Annotated in this window: 18 protein-coding genes; 12 read left to right on the plus strand and 6 right to left on the minus strand. The window is 68.7% G+C overall.

The window, feature by feature from the left end; translation table 11 throughout:
• The first annotated feature begins 54 nt into the window (after positions 1–54).
• Positions 55–1,485, plus strand: coding sequence for an MGH1-like glycoside hydrolase domain-containing protein (locus OG876_RS02690; RefSeq protein ID WP_442914157.1), 1,431 nt, complete (start codon positions 55–57; stop codon positions 1,483–1,485).
• Positions 1,482–3,590 (plus strand): glycogen debranching protein GlgX, encoded by a 2,109-nt coding sequence (glgX, locus tag OG876_RS02695; protein ID WP_328523123.1) that lies wholly within the window; start codon positions 1,482–1,484, stop codon positions 3,588–3,590. Before OG876_RS02690 ends, glgX begins: the two co-directional genes overlap by 4 nt.
• Before the next feature lie 8 nt (positions 3,591–3,598).
• On the opposite strand, the gene OG876_RS02700 is transcribed toward glgX, so the two are convergent.
• From OG876_RS02700 to OG876_RS02710, 3 genes are all read right to left on the minus strand, one after another.
• A complete protein-coding gene (locus OG876_RS02700) occupies positions 3,599–4,222 on the minus strand; it encodes a hypothetical protein (protein WP_328523124.1) in 624 nt (207 codons plus the stop codon).
• A 3-nt stretch (positions 4,223–4,225) separates the two neighbouring features.
• The gene (locus OG876_RS02705) at positions 4,226–5,404 is read right to left on the minus strand and encodes a PASTA domain-containing protein (protein WP_328523125.1); all 1,179 of its coding nucleotides are present in this window, start codon (positions 5,402–5,404) and stop codon (positions 4,226–4,228) included.
• A 136-nt stretch (positions 5,405–5,540) separates the two neighbouring features.
• Positions 5,541–6,680 carry a hypothetical protein gene (locus tag OG876_RS02710; protein ID WP_328523126.1) on the minus strand — a complete coding sequence of 380 codons (1,140 nt, stop codon included), beginning with the start codon at positions 6,678–6,680 and terminating at the stop codon, positions 5,541–5,543.
• Between the two features lie 215 nt (positions 6,681–6,895).
• Between OG876_RS02710 and OG876_RS02715 the strand changes: the two genes are divergently transcribed.
• Together OG876_RS02715 and OG876_RS02720 are read left to right on the plus strand one after the other, a co-directional pair.
• Positions 6,896–7,342: a hypothetical protein gene (locus OG876_RS02715; RefSeq protein ID WP_328523127.1), complete on the plus strand. Its 447-nt coding sequence runs from the start codon at positions 6,896–6,898 to the stop codon at positions 7,340–7,342.
• 8 nt (positions 7,343–7,350) lie between these two features.
• Positions 7,351–9,315, plus strand: coding sequence for a LamG-like jellyroll fold domain-containing protein (locus tag OG876_RS02720; protein ID WP_328523128.1), 1,965 nt, complete (start codon positions 7,351–7,353; stop codon positions 9,313–9,315).
• 9 nt (positions 9,316–9,324) lie between these two features.
• Here OG876_RS02720 and OG876_RS02725 read toward each other — a convergent pair whose 3' ends face one another.
• Both OG876_RS02725 and OG876_RS02730 read right to left on the minus strand, forming a co-directional pair.
• Positions 9,325–10,080: an SDR family NAD(P)-dependent oxidoreductase gene (locus OG876_RS02725; protein WP_328523129.1), complete on the minus strand. Its 756-nt coding sequence runs from the start codon at positions 10,078–10,080 to the stop codon at positions 9,325–9,327.
• Positions 10,077–10,892, minus strand: a complete 816-nt coding sequence (locus OG876_RS02730; RefSeq protein WP_328523130.1) for an alpha/beta fold hydrolase — start codon at positions 10,890–10,892, stop codon at positions 10,077–10,079. The genes OG876_RS02725 and OG876_RS02730 overlap by 4 nt, the downstream gene beginning before the upstream one ends.
• 102 nt (positions 10,893–10,994) lie before the next feature.
• On the opposite strand from OG876_RS02730, the gene OG876_RS02735 reads away from it, so the two are divergent.
• Together OG876_RS02735 and OG876_RS02740 are read left to right on the plus strand one after the other, a co-directional pair.
• The gene (locus OG876_RS02735; protein ID WP_328523131.1) at positions 10,995–12,323 is read left to right on the plus strand and encodes an aminotransferase-like domain-containing protein; all 1,329 of its coding nucleotides are present in this window, start codon (positions 10,995–10,997) and stop codon (positions 12,321–12,323) included.
• Between the two features lie 137 nt (positions 12,324–12,460).
• Positions 12,461–13,294 carry a ZIP family metal transporter gene (locus OG876_RS02740; RefSeq protein WP_328523132.1) on the plus strand — a complete coding sequence of 278 codons (834 nt, stop codon included), beginning with the start codon at positions 12,461–12,463 and terminating at the stop codon, positions 13,292–13,294.
• 15 nt (positions 13,295–13,309) lie between these two features.
• On the opposite strand, the gene OG876_RS02745 is transcribed toward OG876_RS02740, so the two are convergent.
• The gene (locus OG876_RS02745) at positions 13,310–14,134 is read right to left on the minus strand and encodes a M55 family metallopeptidase (protein ID WP_328523133.1); all 825 of its coding nucleotides are present in this window, start codon (positions 14,132–14,134) and stop codon (positions 13,310–13,312) included.
• A gap of 161 nt (positions 14,135–14,295) precedes the next feature.
• Between OG876_RS02745 and OG876_RS02750 the strand changes: the two genes are divergently transcribed.
• The 6 genes from OG876_RS02750 to OG876_RS02775 all read left to right on the plus strand — a co-directional run bounded on the left by OG876_RS02750 (position 14,296) and on the right by OG876_RS02775 (position 19,855).
• The gene (locus tag OG876_RS02750; protein ID WP_328523134.1) at positions 14,296–14,961 is read left to right on the plus strand and encodes a response regulator transcription factor; all 666 of its coding nucleotides are present in this window, start codon (positions 14,296–14,298) and stop codon (positions 14,959–14,961) included.
• Positions 14,954–16,024, plus strand: coding sequence for a sensor histidine kinase (locus OG876_RS02755; protein ID WP_328523135.1), 1,071 nt, complete (start codon positions 14,954–14,956; stop codon positions 16,022–16,024). Before OG876_RS02750 ends, OG876_RS02755 begins: the two co-directional genes overlap by 8 nt.
• Positions 16,025–16,294: 270 nt before the next feature.
• Complete coding sequence (locus tag OG876_RS02760) at positions 16,295–17,620, plus strand: right-handed parallel beta-helix repeat-containing protein (RefSeq protein ID WP_328523136.1); 1,326 nt, start codon at positions 16,295–16,297, stop codon at positions 17,618–17,620.
• A 284-nt stretch (positions 17,621–17,904) separates the two neighbouring features.
• Entirely contained in the window at positions 17,905–18,513 is a 609-nt protein-coding gene (locus OG876_RS02765) for a sensor histidine kinase (RefSeq protein ID WP_328523137.1), read from the plus strand.
• Positions 18,510–19,145: a response regulator transcription factor gene (locus tag OG876_RS02770; protein WP_328523138.1), complete on the plus strand. Its 636-nt coding sequence runs from the start codon at positions 18,510–18,512 to the stop codon at positions 19,143–19,145. The genes OG876_RS02765 and OG876_RS02770 overlap by 4 nt, the downstream gene beginning before the upstream one ends.
• Complete coding sequence (locus tag OG876_RS02775) at positions 19,142–19,855, plus strand: response regulator transcription factor (protein ID WP_328523139.1); 714 nt, start codon at positions 19,142–19,144, stop codon at positions 19,853–19,855. The genes OG876_RS02770 and OG876_RS02775 overlap by 4 nt, the downstream gene beginning before the upstream one ends.
• Positions 19,856–19,887: the final 32 nt, after the last annotated feature.

The following is a 19,887-nucleotide window of genomic DNA, read 5'->3' on the forward strand; positions in this document are numbered from 1 at the left end:
CAGACAGGTCGCAACTCCCGTTGGCGGACGTTCGACTCGTTCGACATCATGTCCATGCCGGACAAGTGGGAGTATCCGTGGTTCGCCTCCTGGGATCTCGCCTTCCACTGCATCGCGCTCGCGCACGTGGACCCGGCCTTCGCGAAGGACCAGCTGCTACTGATCTGCCGCGAGTGGTTCCAGCACCCGAACGGCGCGCTCCCGGCGTACGAGTGGGACTTCGGCGATGTGAACCCGCCGGTCCAGGCCTTCGCGGCGCTCGAGGTCTTCGCGATCGACGGCGGGCGTGACCTCGACTTCCTGAGCCGCGTGTTCGACAAGCTGCTGGTGAACTTCACCTGGTGGGTCAACCGCGAGGACGCCGACGGGTCGAACCTGTTCGAGGGCGGCTTCCTCGGCCTCGACAACATCGGGCCGCTCGACCGCTCACATCTGCCCGTCGGTGGGGTGCTGGAGCAGTCCGACGCCACCGGGTGGATGGCAGGGTACGCGCTGGCGATGACCACGATCGCGGCGGTCCTCGACCGGACCGGGCACCGGCCGGCCCGCGATCTGGTGCACAAGTTCCTCGAGCACTTCGCCGAGATCCGCACCGCGATGAGCGCGCAGGGGATGTGGGACGAGTCCGACGGCCTGTTCTACGACCGGATCTCCGTGCCGGGGGGCGGTGTGGTGCCGGTCCGGGTGCACTCCATGGTCGGCATCATCCCACTGCTCGCGGTCGCGGTGATCGACGAGCAGCAGCTCGAGCGCTCCGTTGCCCCGGGCAAACAATTCGCCCGGTTCCTGCACCGCGAGGGAGCGCGCGACGCCGAGGACCTGGCGAAGACGGGCGTCCTGCGCGGCGATCCCGGACAGCGGCGCCTGCTGCTCGGCGCGGTCGGTGTCGAGCAGTTGCTGCGGTTGTTCGACCGGCTGTTCGACCCCGGCGAGTTCCTGTCGCCGTACGGCCTGCGGTCGCTGTCCGCGTTCCACCGCGACCATCCGTACACGATCGAGATCGAGGGAGTCACCGCCGGCGTGGACTACGAACCGGCCGAGTCGACCACGGCCATGTTCGGCGGGAACTCGAACTGGCGCGGCCCGATCTGGTTCCCGCTGAACTACCTCGCGGCCGAGGCGCTGGACCGCTACCACCGCTTCTTCGGCGACGACCTGCGGGTCGAGTACCCCACCGGCTCCGGCGTCCACCAGACCCTCGACACCGTCGCCGACGACCTGCGGGCACGGCTGGTGTCGATCTTCCTCACCGGTCTCGACGGCCGGCGACCGTGTTTCGGCGGAGTCGACACCCTGCAGCGGGACCCGAACTGGAACGGCAACCTGGTGTTCAACGAGTATTTCCACGGCGATAACGCCGCCGGTCTGGGCGCGGCGCACCAGACCGGCTGGACTGGGATCGTGGCAGACATCATCCGGCGCCGGCACGGCATGGTTCCACCGCTCGGCGAGGTGCTCCGATCACTGACCGAGCAGCAGCCATGAGTACGGCGCTGCCCGGCAGTCCGTCTCCGCTCGGCGCGACGCCCGGACCCGACGGCACGAACTTCGCGGTGGCCTCCGCGGCCGACGGCGTACTGCTGTGCCTGTTCGATGCCGACGGCAACGAAACCCGGATCCCGCTGCCGGAGCGCGACGGTGAGGTGTGGCACGGGTTCGTTCCCGGCGTCGGGCCCGGCCAGGCGTACGGCTACCGGGCCACCGGGCCGTACGATCCGCGCCGGGGGCTGCGCTGCAATCCGGCGAAGCTACTGCTCGACCCCTATGCCAGGGCCATCCACGGCGAGGTGCGGCCCGGACCGGAGGTGCTCGGCTACGCCGCCGACGATCCCGAGGTCCCCAGTGAGCTCGACTCGGCCGGGCAGGTGCCGCGCAGCCTGGTGACCGACACCGCGTTCGGCTGGACCGATCGGCCCCGGCCGAGCCACGCCCTGACCGACACGATCGTGTACGAGGTCCATGTGAAGGGCTTCACCGCGGCGCATCCCGGCGTACCCCCGGAGCTCCGCGGCACGTACGCCGGTCTGGCCCATGACGCGGCGGTCGGCCATCTCGCCGACCTCGGCGTGACGACGGTCGAGCTGCTCCCGGTCCATCAGTCCGTACCCGAGGCGGCCCTGGTCGACCGCGGGCAGACGAACTACTGGGGCTACAACACGATCGGATTCTTCGCGCCGCACGCCGCCTACTCCGCCGCGGTCCGAGCCGGGCGGCCGGGTGGGCAGGTCGCGGAGTTCCAGGCCATGGTCGACACGCTGCACGGCGCCGGTCTCGAGGTCATCCTGGACGTGGTGTTCAACCACACCGCCGAAGGCAACCAGCTCGGACCGACACTGTGTCATCGCGGGCTGCACAACCCGGCGTACTACCGGCTCGAGCCCGGCGACCAGCGCTACTACGTGGACACGACCGGCACCGGCAACTCGCTCAACGCCGACAACCCGTTCAGCCTCCGCCTCATCATGGACTCGCTGCGGTACTGGCTGACCGAGATGCGGGTCGACGGGTTCCGCTTCGACCTGGCGCCGACCCTGGCCCGCGAGGACGGCGGCTTCGACCGGATGGCCTCGTTCTTCGATCTCGTCGCCCAGGATCCGGTCGTCTCCACGGCCAAGCTGATCGCCGAACCGTGGGACGTCGGGCAGGGCGACAGCTACGACCTCGGGCAGTTCCCGGCGCAGTGGAGCGAGTGGAACGGGCGGTACCGCGACGTGATGCGGGACTTCTGGCGTGGCGCCGACGGATCGATCGGCGAGTTCGCGAGCCGGCTGTGCGGATCGCCGGACCTGTACCGCTGGGACTCGCGGCGTCCGACCGCGTCGATCAACCTGATCACGGTCCATGACGGCTTCACCCTCGCCGACCTCGTCTCGTACGACGGGAAGCACAACGAAGCCAACGGCGAGGACAACCGGGACGGTAACGACGACAACCGCTCCTGGAACTGTGGCGTGGAAGGACCGACGACCGACCCGGACATCGTGGCTCTCCGCGCTCGGCAGAGCCGGGCGATGCTCACCACCTTGCTGCTGTCCTTCGGTGTACCGATGCTCCTCGGCGGCGACGAGCTCGGCCGCACGCAGCGCGGGAACAACAACGCGTACTGCCAGGACAACGAGATCAGCTGGTTCGACTGGTCCGCGACCGAGGCGGAGCTGACGGCGTTCACGAAGAAGTTGATCGCGTTGCGACGTGCGCATCCGGTCTTCCGGCGCCGGCGCTACCTGACCGGTGTCGAGGCCGCCGAGCTCCGCTGGTTCACGCCCGTTGGCACCGAGATGACCGCGGCGGACTGGAACTTCCCCGGTGCCCGCAGCCTCGCGCTCTACCTGGACGGCGCCGACGATCCGGATCGAGCCGCCGACGGTACGCCGCTACTCGACGACGACTTCCTCCTCCTGGTCAACGGCTGGTGGGAACCGCTGGACTTCGTCATCCCGTCCACGGAGCCCGGCGAGACCTGGGACCTGGAGGTCGACACCTACGCCCCCGACGGCGACCCCGCCACGGATCTTGCCGCAGGCAAGCATGTCACCGTCCGCCCACGCTCGATCACCCTCCTCCACGGCCACCGCGTCACAACCCACTAGCTCCGCCGTCAGGCAGCGACGACGGAGCTGGTGATCAGTGGGCGTGGTGGGTCCAGGCGGACGACGAGTTCGAGGTCGGCGGTCCGGCGGGCGTCGGCCAGTCGTACGCCGTCGAGGGTCAGATTCGCCGTCATCACGCATTCGCCACTGCGCAGGATCGCCAACGTGCCGGCCCGGACGACGGCGTCCAGCGCCGCCACCTCGACGACGATCTCGAGCACGAACTTGAAGCAGTGGACCAGCACGCCGTTCACCACCAGGTCGACATGCGGCGCGTACTTCGACTGGATGCTGTGCGACGCCAGGCTGACGATCTCCTCGCTGCCGCTGATGGCGAGCGTACGGCGGGCGGCCTCGGTCAGCTTCGCGTGCCGCTGCCAGGCGGCGATCAGGACATCGCCGAGATCCATGTCCAGCAGACCGTCCGTCACGGTGGCGACCTCGCGGTCGACCAGGCCGGCCGCCGAACTCGACAACCGGCGAACCCTCCGCAGGGCGGTGCGAGTGGCGTGGCGCTCACTGATCGCCTGCGCGAGCGCCTCGGCCGGCTGCGAGCCGGCTCCGAACAGGAGCTCGCCGGCCGTCAGCGGCGTGTCCACAGGTCGATCGGCGGCAAGCGTCGTACTGGTCATCTGTCAGTCCCCCTTGAGAATGTGGACGCCCGCGTCAGCGTGCGGCTCGAGCCGTACGACCGGCATCGGCGGCTCCGAGTCGGACTCCGTGAGCCGTGGAACGACCGCGGGAGCCGCCGGCACGACAACCCGCAGTTTGTTGCGAACCCAGCGCCGATCCAGCCACCGCCGCGCAACGCCGTACGTGACAGCGCAGAACGCCAGGACGACGAGCGCCAGGAGAGCTACCTTCGACCACGGGAACGGATCGGCGAACGTCACGATGATCGTGGTCCCGGCGGCGACGAGTGTCCCGGGAGCCGGTTGCTGGCCGGTGATGTCGCGCTCGGCTTCCGCCGTACCGTCGAGGCGCAGCCCGACGGCCGACAGGGCCGAGCGAGCCGCGGCTGCCTGGACGCCGATCAGGTTGGGAACAGGGACCAGCTGAGGAGCCACGACGGCGGGCTTGATGGTGACTCGTACGGCGTGGCCGACGCCGGCCATCGATCCGACCGTCGGGGACTGACTGGCGACGACATCTCCCTCACCGGACGTCACCCGCAGCACCAACCCGAGGGCGGACAGCCTGGCCCGGGCGTCGGCCACCTTCATGCCGACCACCCTGGGAACGCGGACCGTCTGCGGCGTCACGGTTGGCGACGGGACAGCCGTCGACGGGACAGCCGTCGGCGGGCTGACTGACGGCGGCGTGACTGTCTTCGGCGGTACGACGGCCGGCGCCTCCCCGCGTGTCACCACGAACAAGTCGTCGTCCGTCAGCTTCGCATCGGTCATGCACCGAGCCACGATCGAGTACCGCTGCGCCGTCGCCTCCGCGGGAACGGAGAACGGCACCTCGACCACCCCACTGGTGGGAACCTCGGCCGATCCGACTGCCGCGTCGAAGCCCTCCCAGAAGATCTTGACCACGCCGCCGCCGGCCTGGATGTCTCCGGCCTGGACGCCTTCGGCGGCAGGCGAGGAGCTGGTTGTGGCTGACGCATGGCAGCCGGTCAACCCCCAGGCAGTGGCGATCACCCTGGTGCCCGGCGGTCCGTCGGACCGATCGAGCCAGAGCGTCACCGTGGCGTCACTCGCCGCGCGCGCAGGCGCGACCGCGGTCAACGCGAAGACAAGCACGAGAGCCCCCGCCAGACCCCCGACGAACCAGCGGGCCCCCGAGGCCACGCGCGTACCGTCCATCCCCCATACCTTCTTCGCCCGCAACCGTCAGGCGGAACGGTTCCACCCAAGCTCCGGGCTCACAGATACGGAGTCACGGCCCCCCACCTTTGATACCGACAACTGTCAGTTCCTCAAACCTGAAGCTGCCGATGACTCAGCCGTTCAGCCCATGATCTGGTGGTAGCTCCGACAGGATGGCGACTATGTCCGCTGTGATGGCGTTCGCCAAGTCGCGCAGTCCGGGTTCGTTCACACCGAGATCGGACAGCACCCTTCGGGCGCGAGACAACCGATCGGCGAGACGCGCCAAGCCGGCCGTGGACATGTCGGCGTCTGCGGCCTGTTCCCAGGCGACGAAGACGGTGCCGAGGGTGCGGTCGATCCAGTCGAGGGCATCCCGGAGTGCCTCCCCCTGCCCATACTCGTGCGCCACGATCAGCAGGCTGGTCCCCGCTGGACAGGTTTCCGCAAGCTCACTCAGCAAGTTGAGCGTGGCAGCGTGACGTCCTGCCAGGTCCGGACGCAGCCCGTCGCGAATCAGGCGCCCGACCTCTGCGGACGACCGGCGAGCATCGAACGGCCGGTCATCCGCCGGCGTCCCCCATTTCGGAAGAGCCCGATCCAGCGCCGCCCTGGTCGCACCTCCGGCGACCGCTCCACCGATCGGAGCGAACGGAGCCAGGACGGCGGTGGCGCCAAACAACGCGCCGGCTCCAACCGTCGCAGCAGCTGCGACACCGTTCACGAGAGCGGCCCTGCCGACGGCGGGCAGACTCAGGCGCAGGGACGCGCGGAGCTTTGCGACCGCGCCAGGGCGCTCGTCTGCCAGGGCCAGGTCGAGCAACGTGGCGAGGTCGGCGACACGAGCTCGGAGATCGCGCGTGTCGAGGCCGCGTCCGTTGCCGAGGGCACGACGAATATCCAATCGGAATTCGTCGGCGAGCGTCTCGACCGCTGGAGGCGGACGATACCCGGATTCGAGCAGGAACGGCACCCAGTCGATGTCGGCGGCGGCAAGAATCCGGATTCGTTGCTCGTCGTCAAGGCCTTCCAGCGTTACTTGTTGCTTCCGAAGTTGCCGCCATAGCGGGCCGTCATCATGAAAGGACCACAGCAACTTTGCGAGGCTCCGCGTGATCGGCTCGAGCCGGGCGGTCTCGTCGCTGTCGATCGCATCCGTTCCCTGCCCATAGACCTCGTTCAGTGCTCGCTGACGCTCGCGCCAACGCTCGAGATCTGTCGGGTCAGGATCGCGATCTGCCCCGTCGTCGTCATGTCCATCGAATCCCCCCATATTGCCGATGCTAGACCCGGGGCATGCCTTGCACCTAGCCCTGGTCCTGGCCGAATGTCGTCGACCGACCTCGCACTCTTGCGTCAGGCAAATGAATTGGATCTTGAAGACCCCGGAGCGGCACGGGCGGCCCGAGTAATGGGAAAGCCAAGCTGGGCCGGCGTGCGCCAATTACCCTTCAGGTGACTTCAAAACGCTGAAGGACTATCGCGTCGGTGGCCTTGCGTCGTAAGCTCGACCGCTATCCGGGTGGGGGGAAACTACCGATGCAGATTCAGGGCAGTCTGACGATCGACGGCGTCTTGGTCGTGCCGGTCGAGGCGTATACGTTCGCGGTGACCGGGACGATCGCGGTCGCGACCGGGAAGTCGCGGATCTACCTGGAACACGACTACGTCGTCGAGACGGTGCGGGCCGCGGTCCACACCGCTCCGGCCGGGGCCGCGCTTGTCGTGGACGTGAACAAGAACGGCACCACCATCTACACCGACCAGGCGAACCGGCCGAGTATCGCGGTAGGCACGAACAGTGCCACCGGCAACAATCCGGCCGTGACCACATTGGCGGCCGGTGACTACCTCACCGTCGATGTCGACCAGGTCGGATCGGCAACCGCCGGCGCCGACCTGACGGTGACGGTCCGGGTCCGCCGGGCCAACTAGGGGCGGCTGTGGCGCAATCGGCGGGCTACACGTTCAACGCGAACACGGTCAGCGGTACGACGGTACGGGACGTCGCGGGCTACTTCCTGCACGGCACCATCGTCGGATCCGCGACCCTGGTCCCAGGCCGGTACGGCGACGGCCTCGACTGCACGGGTGGCGCGCTGCACGTCGTCGTACGACCGCCGAAGGCAGGCGACTCCTTCTACCCACTCAACATCGACGGCGGCCTGTCGATCGCCGCGTGGGTCGCGCTCGGCGACAACACCGCGGCGGCCCGTTGCATCGCGTCCGCGAGCAGCGGCGGCGTCCTGAACTGGGCCGTCTACGCCTCGAACGCGAGCGGCAACGTGGAGGCGAAGATCGCCGGCACGACGTACAGCACGACGACGAGCATCCGCGACGGGCAGCAGCACCACGTCCTCGTCGTGTACGACGCCACCCCGTCGACCGACACCGTGAAGATCGCCGTCGACGGTGTCGAGGTGTTGTCGGTCAACGCCGGCGCCGCACTCGCCTACTCCGGCACCGAGGTCACCATGGAGGCCGGGCGGAACACCCTCACCGGCTCCGAGGCGCTCAACGGGATCGTCGACGACCTGCGTTGGTGGAACGACCCGGTCGAGGCGGCGTACTGGCCGGACCTGATCGCCGCCGAGCAGATCGACCACCAGTTGGCCATCTACCCCTTCGACCACGACACTGCGGAGGACTTCGGCAGCTACGGGCACGCCCTCACGGTCGCTCCGTCAGCGAGCTTCACCACCGGCATGTACGGGCGTGCCCTGGTTTCCGGTACGGCGGCAGCCGGCGCGAGCGGCGTGGTCGGCTTCCCGGACTGCGACCGGCTCGCCATCTGCGGTTGGCTCCGGCTCGACGCCGCGCCCGTCGGTTCGGCCGCCCCGATCCTCGCGATCGACGACAGCTCGAACAACGCGCGGGTCCGCATGGTGGTGAACACCGACCGGACTGTCACCACCACGTGGACCACCATCGACGACGGAACTGTCGCGGTGACCAGCACGGCGGCACTCACGGTCGGTCAGTGGACGCGATTCCAGTTCGCGATCAACCCGACGTACGTGCAGGTCCGGCTGGAGAGCGATCAAGCGACCCAGAGCATCGGGGACGGTGTGCCGCACGTGACGCCGGCCATCGACGGTCTGCACCGGCTGCACATCGGCGGTGACGCGAGTGGCGGCGGCCAGATCTCGTACGACTACCTGACCTTCACGAAGAACTTCCTCGCCGAGGTGACCTCGGGCTACTGGAGCGGCGCGCCGGTCGTCACGCCGTACCGGCCGGTCAACGTGGCGCGCGGCGTGTACCACTTCAACGAGGGCAGCGGGACAATCGCCGACGACAAGTCGCCGTCAGCGAACGACCTCACGTTGACGGCGGCCGGTTCGTGGGTGTCCGGCATCGAGGGGTCGGCGCTCGGCGCCAACGGGACCGGCCCCGGGGCGTCGCGGACGTCCCTGGCCTGGCCGGCAGCGCCGTTGGGCTGGGCGTTCTCGGCGTGGGTCAAGTGCCGCTCCAGCAGCAGTGGCGCCCGGTTCCTGGTCCTACGGAACGGCCCGGTCGAGGTCGCGCACGCGGGCCGGTTGGACGAGTTGTTCTGGATCCGGCTGTTCGGCACCGGCGGCACGACCGGCATCGTCAGCTCGTCGCGTGCGTCGATCCCGGCCGAGACCTGGACGCACGTGGCAGCGTCCTGCGATCAGCGGGCGATCCAGCTCTTCCTCAACGGGGTCGTGTTCACGGTCGAGCCGTACGGCGTGGGGACACTGCTGCAACCGGGCGAGTTGCACGTGGGCGGCGACGCCCCGGATTCGTCGGTCGCGGACGTCGACGACCTGTGCCTGTTCGACACCCCGATCAGCGCGGCCAACGTCCGCTGGCTCTACCTGAACCCCGGCCACTTCGACGAGCCCGCACCCGCAACCTTCGCCGGCTGGGGGGTTCCGCTCTAGCCGGCTGGTTCAACCCCGCGCCACCTGGAAGGCGGCGAAGGACTGTGCGGTCGGCATCAGCTCGATGGTGTTGACATTGACGTGCGCGGGCCGGGTGGCCACCCAGTGAATCGTGTCCGCGACATCGTCCGCCGTGAGCGGCAGCATCCCGTCGTACACGGCCTCGGCCTTCTCCTGGTCGCCGGCGAACCGAACGGCGGAGAACTCGGTCGCCGCCATCCCCGGCTCGACGCAGGTCACGCGAACGCCCGTACCGTGCAGATCGCTGCGCAGGTTGAGGCTGAACTGGTGAACGAAGGCCTTGGTCGCGCCGTACACATTGCCGCCGGGATACGGATAGCTGCCGGCTACCGATCCGAGGTTGATGACCTGACCACCGCCTCGCTCCACCATGCCGGGAACGACCGCGCGCGTGACGTGCACCAGACCGCGGCAGTTGGTGTCGATCATCCGGTCCCAGTCGGCCAGGTCGGCGCGTTGCGCGGGCTCGAGGCCGAGCGCCAGACCCGCGTTGTTCACCAGCACGTCGATCGCGGCGAACTGCTCAGGCAGGTCGCCGAGGATCCGCGTGACCGCCTCCGGATCGGTGACGTCGAGGACGACCGGAAGCACGCCCGCACCGAGTTCGGCGGCGAGTCCGGCCAATCGGTCGGCTCGCCGGGCCGCTGCGACGACGCGGGCGCCGTCCTGCGCGAAGCGACGGACGACAGCGGCTCCGAAGCCGGAGCTCGCGCCGGTGACCAGGACGGTCCGCGGCGCCGTCATCGTGCATCGACTCCGTCGTTCATCGGCTTCAGGAACTCCGCCAGTGCGAGGTCGAACTCCTCCGGTCGTTCGAGGTTGGGAAGGTGACCCGCGCCCTCGATCACCACCAACTCGGCACCCGGGATGTAGCCGGCCATCCTGGTCGCCCATTCCACCGGCGCGTACTCGTCGTCGCGGCCGACCATCACGAGCGTCGGTACGTCGATCCGCCCCAGCAGGTCCACGTAGTCCTGCCGTTCCGCCCGGCCGCGAAGAGCCGCCGCCGCACCCTCGGCCGGAGCGTTCCGCATCATCGTGAGGACGTGCTGCGCGACCTCGGGCCGCGCCTCGATGGTGCCCTGGGCAATCATCTTCGGCAGCAGTTCGTCGGCGTAGCCCGCCATCCCCTCGCGCAGCAGCCGATCAGCCACCTCGTTGCGCTGCCGTTTGCCCTCGGCGGTCTCCGCCTCGGGGAAGGTGTCGGCGAGGACCAGCGCACGGATCCGCTCCGGCACCAGCCGGAACAGCTCCAGCACGATCTGCCCTCCCATGGAGAGTCCGGCGAGAGCGAATCGCTCGATCCCCAGGTGGTCGAGCAATCCGATGACGTCGCCGGCGAAGACCTCCAGCGGCGTGACACCTGGCACCACCGTGGTAGCGCCGTACCCGCGCAGATCGGGCGCGATCACCCGCCATCCGTCCGCGCCGAAGCGCTCCGTCTGCGGCCGCCACATGCTGCGGTCGAAGGGATGCCCGTGCACCAGCACGAGCGGTGTCCCCGCCCCGGTGTCGTCGTATCCGACGCTGATGCCGCCGATCTGCGCAGTGCTCATGATCAGTCCTCACCGATGGTTCCGCCCGTTGACACTCGATGCTATTCGAGACATGATGCGAGTGCAATCATGAGATTGCTCTCGGTGCAATTGTGAGGACGCATGCAGGACTTCCGCGTGATCGCCGACGAGCTCGCCGCCGCTGTCGCCGGCGGGCGGTTGCGGCCCGGTGATCGGCTCCCGCCCCAGCGGCGGTTCGCCCGCGAGCACGGCATCGCGGGCTCGACCGCGGCGCGGGTGTACGGCGAGCTGATCCGCCGGGGCCTCGCCGTCGGCGAGATCGGCCGGGGTACCTTCATCCGGGCTGCGCCGCCGTCGACCGAGCCCTTGCTTTCCGAGCCGGCCACAGCGCGCATCGACCTCGAGCTGAACTTCCCGATGCTGCCCGATCAGCCGGAGTTGCTGGCCAAAAGCCTGGCCGGGCTGTTGCGCACCGACGCGCTCGGTGCCGCCCTCCGGCCCGTCGGTGCCGAGGGCACGCCGGCGGCGCGAGAGGCAGCCGCTGCATTGCTCCGCACCAGGGAGTGGGCTCTGGAGCCCCGCAACATACTCTGCGCGGGAAGCGGCCGGCAGGCGCTGGCGGCCGCGATCGCTGCGCTCGTTCCGGCCGGCCGGCGACTCGGCGTCGAGGAACTGACCTACCCAGTGGTGAAGTCGATCGCGAGCCGCCTCGGAGTCGAGTTGGTCCCCTTGCCGGTCGACGAGTCCGGCGTGCTGCCCAGCGCCGTACGGACCGCTGGGATCGATGCAATCTATGTCCAGCCGACACTTCACAACCCGCTCGGCATCACCATGTCCGCGGCTCGCCGGTCGGAGCTCGCGGACCTGCTGCAGCGCCTCGATCTGGTCGCGATCGAGGACCACGTGAACGGGTTCCTCGCCGCCGACGCCGTACCGCCGCTGGCTGCGGCGGCGCCGAACCACACGGTGTTCGTCGACAGCCTGTCCAAGCGCATCGCGCCGGGTCTGACGCTCGGTTTCGTGGTGGCGCCCGCCCACCTGACCGCGCGGCTCGGCGCGGCACTGCGATCCGGCGCCTGGTCGGCCGGGGGGTTCGCTCTGGACGCCGCGGTCCGATGGATCGGCGACGGCACCGCGGACACCATCCAGGATCGGAAGCGAGCCGACGCCCGAGCGCGGCAGCACCTCGCCGGCGAACGCCTGCGGGGCTTCGGCGTTCAGGCGGACGTTCGCTCTTATCACTGCTGGTGGAGCCTGCCGGAACCGTGGCGCGCCGATACCTTCGTCGCCGCTGCCGCTCGGCACGGAATCGCGGTCAGCCCCGCGGCCGCATTCGCGGTCACCCCCGGACGCGCTCCGAACGCTGTCCGCCTGGCTCTCGCGTCACCGCCGTTCGACCAACTCGCGCGCGCTCTCGAGACCCTCGCCCAGATCGCCCGCGGGCTGCCGGAGGACGCCGGCGTCGAGTAAGACGCCACCGGACCGGGCGTCGTTCCGGGGTTCGGCGGCGTGATGGATGCTTGAGCGCTTGAGGACTTGTTAGGTAAGGCTCGCCTGCTCTAGAGTCGCCTCGCCAGTTCAATGGTTCCGTCCTTGGAGCGCACGTCATGTCCAGTTCGCAGATCGCCCTACTCGGAGCCATCGCGGGGCTCACCATCTTCCTGGGCCTCCCGGTAGGACGCCTGCGCAATCCGGCGCCGCGCCTGAAAGCCTCCTTGAACGCGGTGGCGATCGGGATCCTGCTGTTCCTGCTGTGGGATGTCCTCGGACAGGCGTGGGAGCCGACCGATGTCGCGTTGACCGATAAGGAGTGGGGCAAGGCGGCTGTGTCCGGCCTGGTCCTCGCGGTCGGCTTGGCCATCGGCCTGGTCGGCCTGGTTCGGTACGACCGCTGGATGGCCCGCCGCAGTGCGCCCGTCGCGGCACGGAAGTCGGAAGGCCCAGGGGCGGCCGCCGCCACCGAACTGACCCGCGCCCAGCGGTCGTCGGCCGCCCAGCTCGCCCTGATGATCGCCATCGGCATCGGGCTGCACAACTTCGCCGAGGGCCTCGCGATCGGCAACTCTGCCGCGTCCGGCGAGATCTCCCTCGCGGTGCTGCTCATCATCGGGTTCGGCCTGCACAACGCCACCGAAGGCTTCGGCATCGTCGCGCCGCTGGCCGCTGAAGGCACCCGCCCGTCGTGGGCGATGCTCGGCCTGCTCGGCCTGATCGGCGGTGGGCCGACGTTCGTCGGGACCCTGATCGGCGAACGGGTGGTCAACGACACCCTGTCGGTGGCCTTCCTCGGCCTGGCCGCCGGCTCGATCCTGTACGTCGTGATCGAACTCCTCGCCGTCGCCCGCCGCTCCGGCCTCAAGGAGCTCACCACCTGGATGATCCTCGTCGGCCTCCTCCTCGGCTTCGCCACCGACGCCATCGTCACTGCCGCCGGCGTCTGAACACCTAGAGGCAGGCTATTCGCTGACTCCCCTGCTTAGTAGGACGGCGGCGATGAAGGTGCGGAAGAGTTGCAGGGGGTCATCGTTGCGGATGGCAACGACCTGCTCGTTTTCTTGTTCGACGCCCCGGAGTGCACAGGCCAGTTCGGCGAATGCGCGGTTGTGGTAGCGGACGGTCAGCTCGGCCGGCCGCGTGATGGCCGGCGGCCGGAAGTCGGGCAGCCGTTCCAGCGCGCGTTGCGCACCGTCCCGGATCAGCCCACGGGCAGTGTCTGGATGCAGGGACAGGGCGGCGTTGTGCGAGATCGACTCCTTGACGACGATCGCCTCGATGTCGGGGCAGAACGGCTTGGCCTCATCGATCGTCACCCGGTCACCCGAGATGAGCACCACCGGTACGCCGTAAGCGAGCGCAACCAGCGCATTGACTCCGGCCTCGCCCGCGATCACACCATTGAGACGTACTTCGGCGATGGCCCGGGGGTTGTACGTGTGGTGAAGCACCGACGACGTGGAGCCCGCCGACCCGTGGTACGAGACGAAGAAGGCCGCGTCGAAGGACTCGTCGAACCCCTCCATCATGTACAGCGGTTTGTGCCGTCCGGACAGATAGCTCGCCCGCCCGTGCAACTCGTCCGGCCGAAGATTCTGCATCGTCGAGTGTGAGTCGTTGACCAGAAACTCGGTCGCCCCGGCGGCAAGCGCGCCGTCGATCGCAGCGTTGACCTCCGCCTGCAACTGCCCCCGGTAGTACTCGTACTCCTGACCCGGCCCCCGGCACTGCCCCCAGTCGACAACGCCGGCAGTTCCCTCCATGTCCGTCGACAAGAACACCTTCACAGCTGCCTCCTCGTGCAGTTCCCGGCTCGGGGCGACCGTACAGGCTTCACACAAGCGATTGAAGGCAAACCGATTGGGTCACAAGCCTTCCCTTGGTCACTGCGGAGCGTGAGAATGACGAGCGCAAGCTGACATCTGGTCATCACCTGAGGGGGGCGAGGATGACCAAGATTCTGGTGATCGATGACGAGCCGGACCTGGTCCGGTTCGTCCGTCGCGCGCTCGAGGCCGAGGGCTACCAGGTGCTGACGTCGACCAACGGGCTGGACGGCATCCGGCTCGCTCTGGATCAGCAGCCGGCCTTGATCGTGCTCGATCTGGTGATGCCGGGCATGCATGGCGAGGCGGTGCTCTCGGCCCTCATGGCACAGGACTCGGCGTTCCGGGTTCTTGTCCTCTCGGCGACGGCGGATGTCCAGCTCCGGATCGGCTGCCTCGAGCAGGGTGCGGTCGACTTCCTGGCCAAACCGTTCGCGGTCCGCGAGCTGATCGCCCGGGTCCGGGGCCGGCTCGGCGAGGACACCGCCCACCGGCAGAAGAACCGGCTGCGGGTCGGGGACATCGTGCTCGATCTGGAGGCCCGCCAGCTTCTGGTCGACGGCCGGCCGACTGTGCTGTCCAAGCGGGAGTTCCTGCTGTTGCGCCACCTGATGCGCAATGCTGACGTCGTCTGCTCACGGCAGGAGTTGCTGTCGGAGGTCTGGGGATACGACTTCGATCCGGCCACCAATGTCGTCGACGTCTGTGTCGGACGGCTGCGGTCGAAGGTCCGCCCCGATCTCATCGTGACGGTGCGCAATGTCGGCTATCAGCTCCAGAGTGCCTGACCGCCGGCGGATCGCGGTCTTCCGCTCGCGGCCGCGGGTCGGAATGGCCATCGACATCGGCGCCGCGCTGCTCATCGTGGCGATGATGGGACTCATGTTCGCCCTGCCTGGCCACGAGGCCGGGCCGTACCACATCATGTTCCTCGCGCTCGCGCTCGCCTACGGGTACCGGATCTGGCCGGTCGTCCCCACCGTCGCTGTGACCGTCCTGATCACCACGCTCAGCGGCTGGCTGATGATCACCCATGCCTCGGAAGGTGTGCTGGCCCCGCCGGAACTCGCCGAGATCCCGCTGATGCCGCTGGTGCTCTTCGTCATGGTCTGGCACGCCCGTCGCCGGGTCGCGGCCGTCAAGCAGGTGGAGCGGATGGCCGCACGGCAACTCGAGGCGGTCGATCGCGAGCGCGAGTTCTTCACCGACGCCTCGCATGCGATCCGGACGCCGGTGACCATCGCGCGTGGGCATCTGGAACTGGTGGCGGCCGCGGATCTCGATGACGAGGTCCGATCGGATCTGGAGGTCGCACAGCGGCAGATCACGCGGATGACGGCACTGTCCAACCGCCTGCTCGCGCTGGCGCGGCTCGACTCCGGCGACGCCCTCCAGAAGCAGTCGGTCGACCTGGGCGAACTGGTCCGCCAGCTCGTCGCCAACTGGTCCGCCGCGTTCGACCGGGACTGGCGGGTCGAGGGCGTGGCCAACTGTGTGATCATGGCGGATCCGGAGTGGATCACGATGGCGCTGGACGCACTGGTCGAGAACGCGGTTCATTTCACCGCGGAGGGCGCCAGGATCAGCGTCCGCTGCCGGCGCTCGGGCGGCAAATGCCGGGTCGTGATCTCCGATTCGGGTCCTGGGATCCCGGCCGAGGAACTGCCGCACGTGTTCGATCGGTTCTGGCACCGGATGCCGCCGTTCGGTCCGATGGGAACCGGACTGGGGTTGTCGATGGCACGGGCCGCGGTGGCCGCCCACGGCGGCACGATGTCGGCTCGCAACGGCGCCGGTGGTGGCGCCGAGTTCGAGCTGGCTCTCCCGGCCAACGGCAGGTCGCCCATCTGACCGCTCGATGACAGCGACGTCATCTTTCTTGTCTTCGGCCGGAATGCGGCGCAACCTGCTGAGGGGAACACGCTGCGTGCGTCGACAGTCTCGGATGCACCCCCACATGCTCCGGGCGCCGGGTCGGTCCCGGCTATCGACACCCCCCCTCGTCGTGGCCGGCACAGGACCTGCCCGGCCCGGCGTACGCAGCCGTTCTCATCCTGGCAGCACACCGCCGTACGTCGATTGCGCGATGCCACCGGAATCCGTCCGGTTCACGCTGGACGTATGACGCTCGTGGGGAAAACTTCGGCGGCCGTCGTGCTGAGCGGCCTGATGCTGGCGAATCCGTTGATCGCGCGCGGCGCGACGACGGATCTGTTCGTCGACAAGTCCATGCCCAGTTGCTCCGATTCCGGCCCGGGTACGGCGACCACGCCGTACTGCACCGTGGTCAAGGGAGTCAGCAAGCTCGCGGCCGGCTTCACGCTGAACATCGGGAACGGGACCTACGCGGAGACGATCAAGCCCGCCGTCTCCGGGACGGCGTCGGCCCCGATCGTCATCACCGCCTGGCCCGGCCGTAGTCCGGTCCTGAACCCGGCCAGCTTCGGTGCGAACATCACGTCGCGCAGCTTCGTCACCGTGTCGGGGCTGACCTTCAGCGGCACCAAGTACGACGGCGTCTACGTGACGGGCAGCGACAACATCACGGTGACCGGCAACACGGTGACCGGTGCGGGACAGCCGGTGTCGGGTAAGACCGTCCCCGGGATCAGCATCCGCGGCTCGTCCGATTCCGTTGTCAGCAGCAACGACGTGCACCACAACAACGGCACCGGCATCCTGGTCACCGCCGGGTCCACCGGCATCCTGGTGACCGGGAACTCGGCCAGCTTCAACGCCGAGGGATACCGCCGGAATGCCAATGGAATCAACGTGATCAGCCCGGGCAACACCGTGCTGCGCAACGTCACGCACGACAACGAGGACTCGGGCATCCAGTTCTACACCGGCGGCGACGACAACCTGGCCGCGCTGAACGTCACCTACAACAACGGCGACCACGGCATCGACGACCTCAACGTCACCGGCGGACGGCTGATCGGCAACACGGTCTACCGCAACTGCACGACCGGGATCAACGTGGAGGGCACGTCGGGCGACTACCAGGTCATCGACAACGTCGCGGTCGACAACGGGGTGTACCCCGCCTACAGCGGCATCTCCTGTGCGCGGCGCGCCGGCAACATCGGGATCTGGGACTCGGCGCCGTCGAGTACGACGGTCGACCACAACCTGGTCTGGCTGACCACGAGCGGGAAGATGTACGCGTTCGGCACGACCTTCACCTCGCTGGCCGCCATGCAGGCTGCGACTCATCAGGAGGCGCACGGTGTGCAGGCCGACCCCAGGTTCGTCTCGTCGGCGTCGTGGAATCTGCGTCTGCAGGCAGGCTCGGCGGCGATCGACCGTGGCGACTCGGGCGTCTCCGGCGCCCAGTCCAGCGACATCGAAGGCCTCCCGCGCGTCGACGATCCGGCGACGAGCAACGCCTTCGCCGAGGGGCCGCGCACGTACGACGACCTTGGTGCGTACGAGTACCAGCCCTGATCGCGCTCTGTGATCAAAGCGCCGTTTGAACAAGCTGAACAGAAGATGACGTGAAGATGACCGAATCATGACGTATGGGGAAAAGCCTCCACCTTCCGCCTGGTGAGGACCTGTACTAGACCTCTAGACCGGGACGCGTGCCATGGGGGCTCGAGCGAGGAGGCCGGGACGGGAGGTAACCGTCCGTGGTCGTCGGGGACTTGGAACGCGGAGCTGCGGGGGGCAGCCAGCTCGGTCGGGACCTGAGGGGGTCACCGATGGGGGTCGTCAACGTGTCACGGCCGATGAGTGGGACATCTGCCGAAGATCTGAGTCAGCTCTGCCACGACCTGCGGCAGTTCGTCGCAGCCGGTCTGCTGCTGTCGGAGACGTCGTCCGCGGCGCTCGACGACGGCGCGGTGCTGGGCAGGATGAGTCTGATCCATCAACAGTTCACCGCCATCGCGGAACTGCTGGACGTCGAGCAGGACGCCGGTCATCAGATCGGCGGCGTCAATCTGACCCAACTCGCGGGTGAGTGCGCCGACGTCGTCCGGCTGACCCACCGGGTCTCGGTGATCTTCGAGCGCTCCACCCTCGTCGTGGCCGCCGGCGACCAGGTCCTGCTCCGCCGTGCGATCGGAAACCTGCTCGACAACGCGTGCCGGGCGGCCGGCGGCGCGGGCACGGTCCAGGTCCACGTCGGAGCTGCCGACGGCGAGGCTTTCGTCGAGGTGTCCGACGACGGACCTGGCTTCGGTGACGTCGCCTCCGGAACCGGCCATGGCCTGAACGTCGTTGCCCAGGCGGTGCGCGCGTGTGCGGGTCGCCTCGAGCTCCACAGCGCACCCGGTGCCGGTACGACGGTTCGTCTCTGCATGCCCGCCGGACGGCGCTCGGTGAGGTCGGCATGAGACTGGCGATCTGCGACGAGCAATGGCTGTTCGCGTCGGTCCTCGCGAGCGCACTCGACCGGCATGGCCATGAGGTCGTCCTCACGACAGACGATCCGGCGGAACTCCTCGACTCGGCTGTGCCGTCGCGGGTCGATCTCTGCGTGATCGACGTTCCCGGCCCGCCGACGACGGCCGAGCTCGGCGAGCGCTTGCACGAGTTGAGCCCCGCGCCGTACGTCGTACTGCTGGCCGACTCGCGTGACGACTGTGCCCGGGACGCGTACGACGGTGGCTTCGCGGACGGGCTGGTCAGCAAAGCGTCCGGTCTGCAGAGCCTGGTCCAGGCGATCGAAGCCGTTGCCGGCGGTGCCCGGGTGTCCGAAGGCTGGCTGACCGCGGATCGGCGGCGGCAACCAGTGGTCGTCGACGCCCTGACGGCCCGGGAGCTGGAGGTCGTGCGCCTGGTGGTGCGTGGCTATTCCACCCAGCAGATGGCCGACGAGCTCGGCGTCAGCCGGCACACGATTCGCACGCATGTTCAGCAGGTCCTCCGAAAACTCGGCGTCCACGGCCGCGGGAAGGTGGCCCGTGCGGCCGCCACCGCCGGGCTGGTCGACGTCAGTGAGCTGGCCGAGGGCCGGCACCGGTGACCGGCCCGGACGACGTGGTGGTCCTGCTGGTCGACGACCATCGGGTGTTCGCCGAAGCGCTGGCCGGAGTGCTCGCCGCCGAGCCGGGGATCAGCCGCGTCAATCTTGCCTCGACACTCGACGGGGCGAGAGGGCAACTGCGCGCCGATCCGCCCGACCTGGTCCTCCTCGATCTGGCCCTGGCCGACGAGTCCGGATACACCCTGCTCGCTGACCTCGCCGGACCGCCCGATCCGCCGGCCGCGATCGTGCTGTCCGGCAGCACCGAGCCGCGGTTGATCGTGCAGGCTCTCGAGGCCGGCGCCCGCGGTTGGCTGACCAAGACCACCCGGCTGAACGCGTTGATCGCCGCACTGTGGCAGGTCCTCGACGGTCACATGTATCTCGCCCCGGCGACGCTGCAACCGGTGCTCACCCACCTGCTCGCCGACGTGCACAGGCAAAGAGCCGCGGCAGCTTTCGTGGACCAGTTGACGCCCCGGGAGCTGGACGTCCTGCGCTGCCTGGTGTCCGGGATGACCCGATCCGAGGTCGCCCAGCACTTGTTCGTTTCCACGAACACCGTGCGGACCCACATCCAGAGTTTGCTGCGCCGCTCGGAGCAGCACTCGGCCCTCGCACTCGTCGCCTTCGCGCGCTCACACGGCGTGACAGGAATCGACGAGTCGGAAGCGTCCCTCATCGCAGTGCGCCCCGGATCACCCTCTTGACGTAGGCGTTCTCGTCTCGTCGTCGGGTTCGG

Origin of the sequence: Kribbella sp. NBC_00359 (assembly GCF_036097425.1) — a bacterium.
Classification (GTDB): Bacteria; Actinomycetota; Actinomycetes; order Propionibacteriales; family Kribbellaceae; genus Kribbella.

Coding starts and splice junctions, on each gene's coding strand:
- OG876_RS02710 (WP_328523126.1), bottom strand. CDS start 6,680: ATGGGGGGATTCGATGGACATGACGACGACGGGGCAGATCGCGATCCT.
- OG876_RS02770 (WP_328523138.1), top strand. CDS start 18,510: ATGAGACTGGCGATCTGCGACGAGCAATGGCTGTTCGCGTCGGTCCTC.
- glgX (WP_328523123.1), top strand. CDS start 1,482: ATGAGTACGGCGCTGCCCGGCAGTCCGTCTCCGCTCGGCGCGACGCCC.
- OG876_RS02740 (WP_328523132.1), top strand. CDS start 12,461: ATGTCCAGTTCGCAGATCGCCCTACTCGGAGCCATCGCGGGGCTCACC.
- OG876_RS02705 (WP_328523125.1), bottom strand. CDS start 5,404: ATGGACGGTACGCGCGTGGCCTCGGGGGCCCGCTGGTTCGTCGGGGGT.
- OG876_RS02760 (WP_328523136.1), top strand. CDS start 16,295: ATGACGCTCGTGGGGAAAACTTCGGCGGCCGTCGTGCTGAGCGGCCTG.
- OG876_RS02725 (WP_328523129.1), bottom strand. CDS start 10,080: ATGACGGCGCCGCGGACCGTCCTGGTCACCGGCGCGAGCTCCGGCTTC.
- OG876_RS02690 (WP_442914157.1), top strand. CDS start 55: ATGCCGGACAAGTGGGAGTATCCGTGGTTCGCCTCCTGGGATCTCGCC.
- OG876_RS02730 (WP_328523130.1), bottom strand. CDS start 10,892: ATGAGCACTGCGCAGATCGGCGGCATCAGCGTCGGATACGACGACACC.
- OG876_RS02750 (WP_328523134.1), top strand. CDS start 14,296: ATGACCAAGATTCTGGTGATCGATGACGAGCCGGACCTGGTCCGGTTC.
- OG876_RS02735 (WP_328523131.1), top strand. CDS start 10,995: ATGCAGGACTTCCGCGTGATCGCCGACGAGCTCGCCGCCGCTGTCGCC.
- OG876_RS02765 (WP_328523137.1), top strand. CDS start 17,905: ATGAGTGGGACATCTGCCGAAGATCTGAGTCAGCTCTGCCACGACCTG.
- OG876_RS02700 (WP_328523124.1), bottom strand. CDS start 4,222: ATGACCAGTACGACGCTTGCCGCCGATCGACCTGTGGACACGCCGCTG.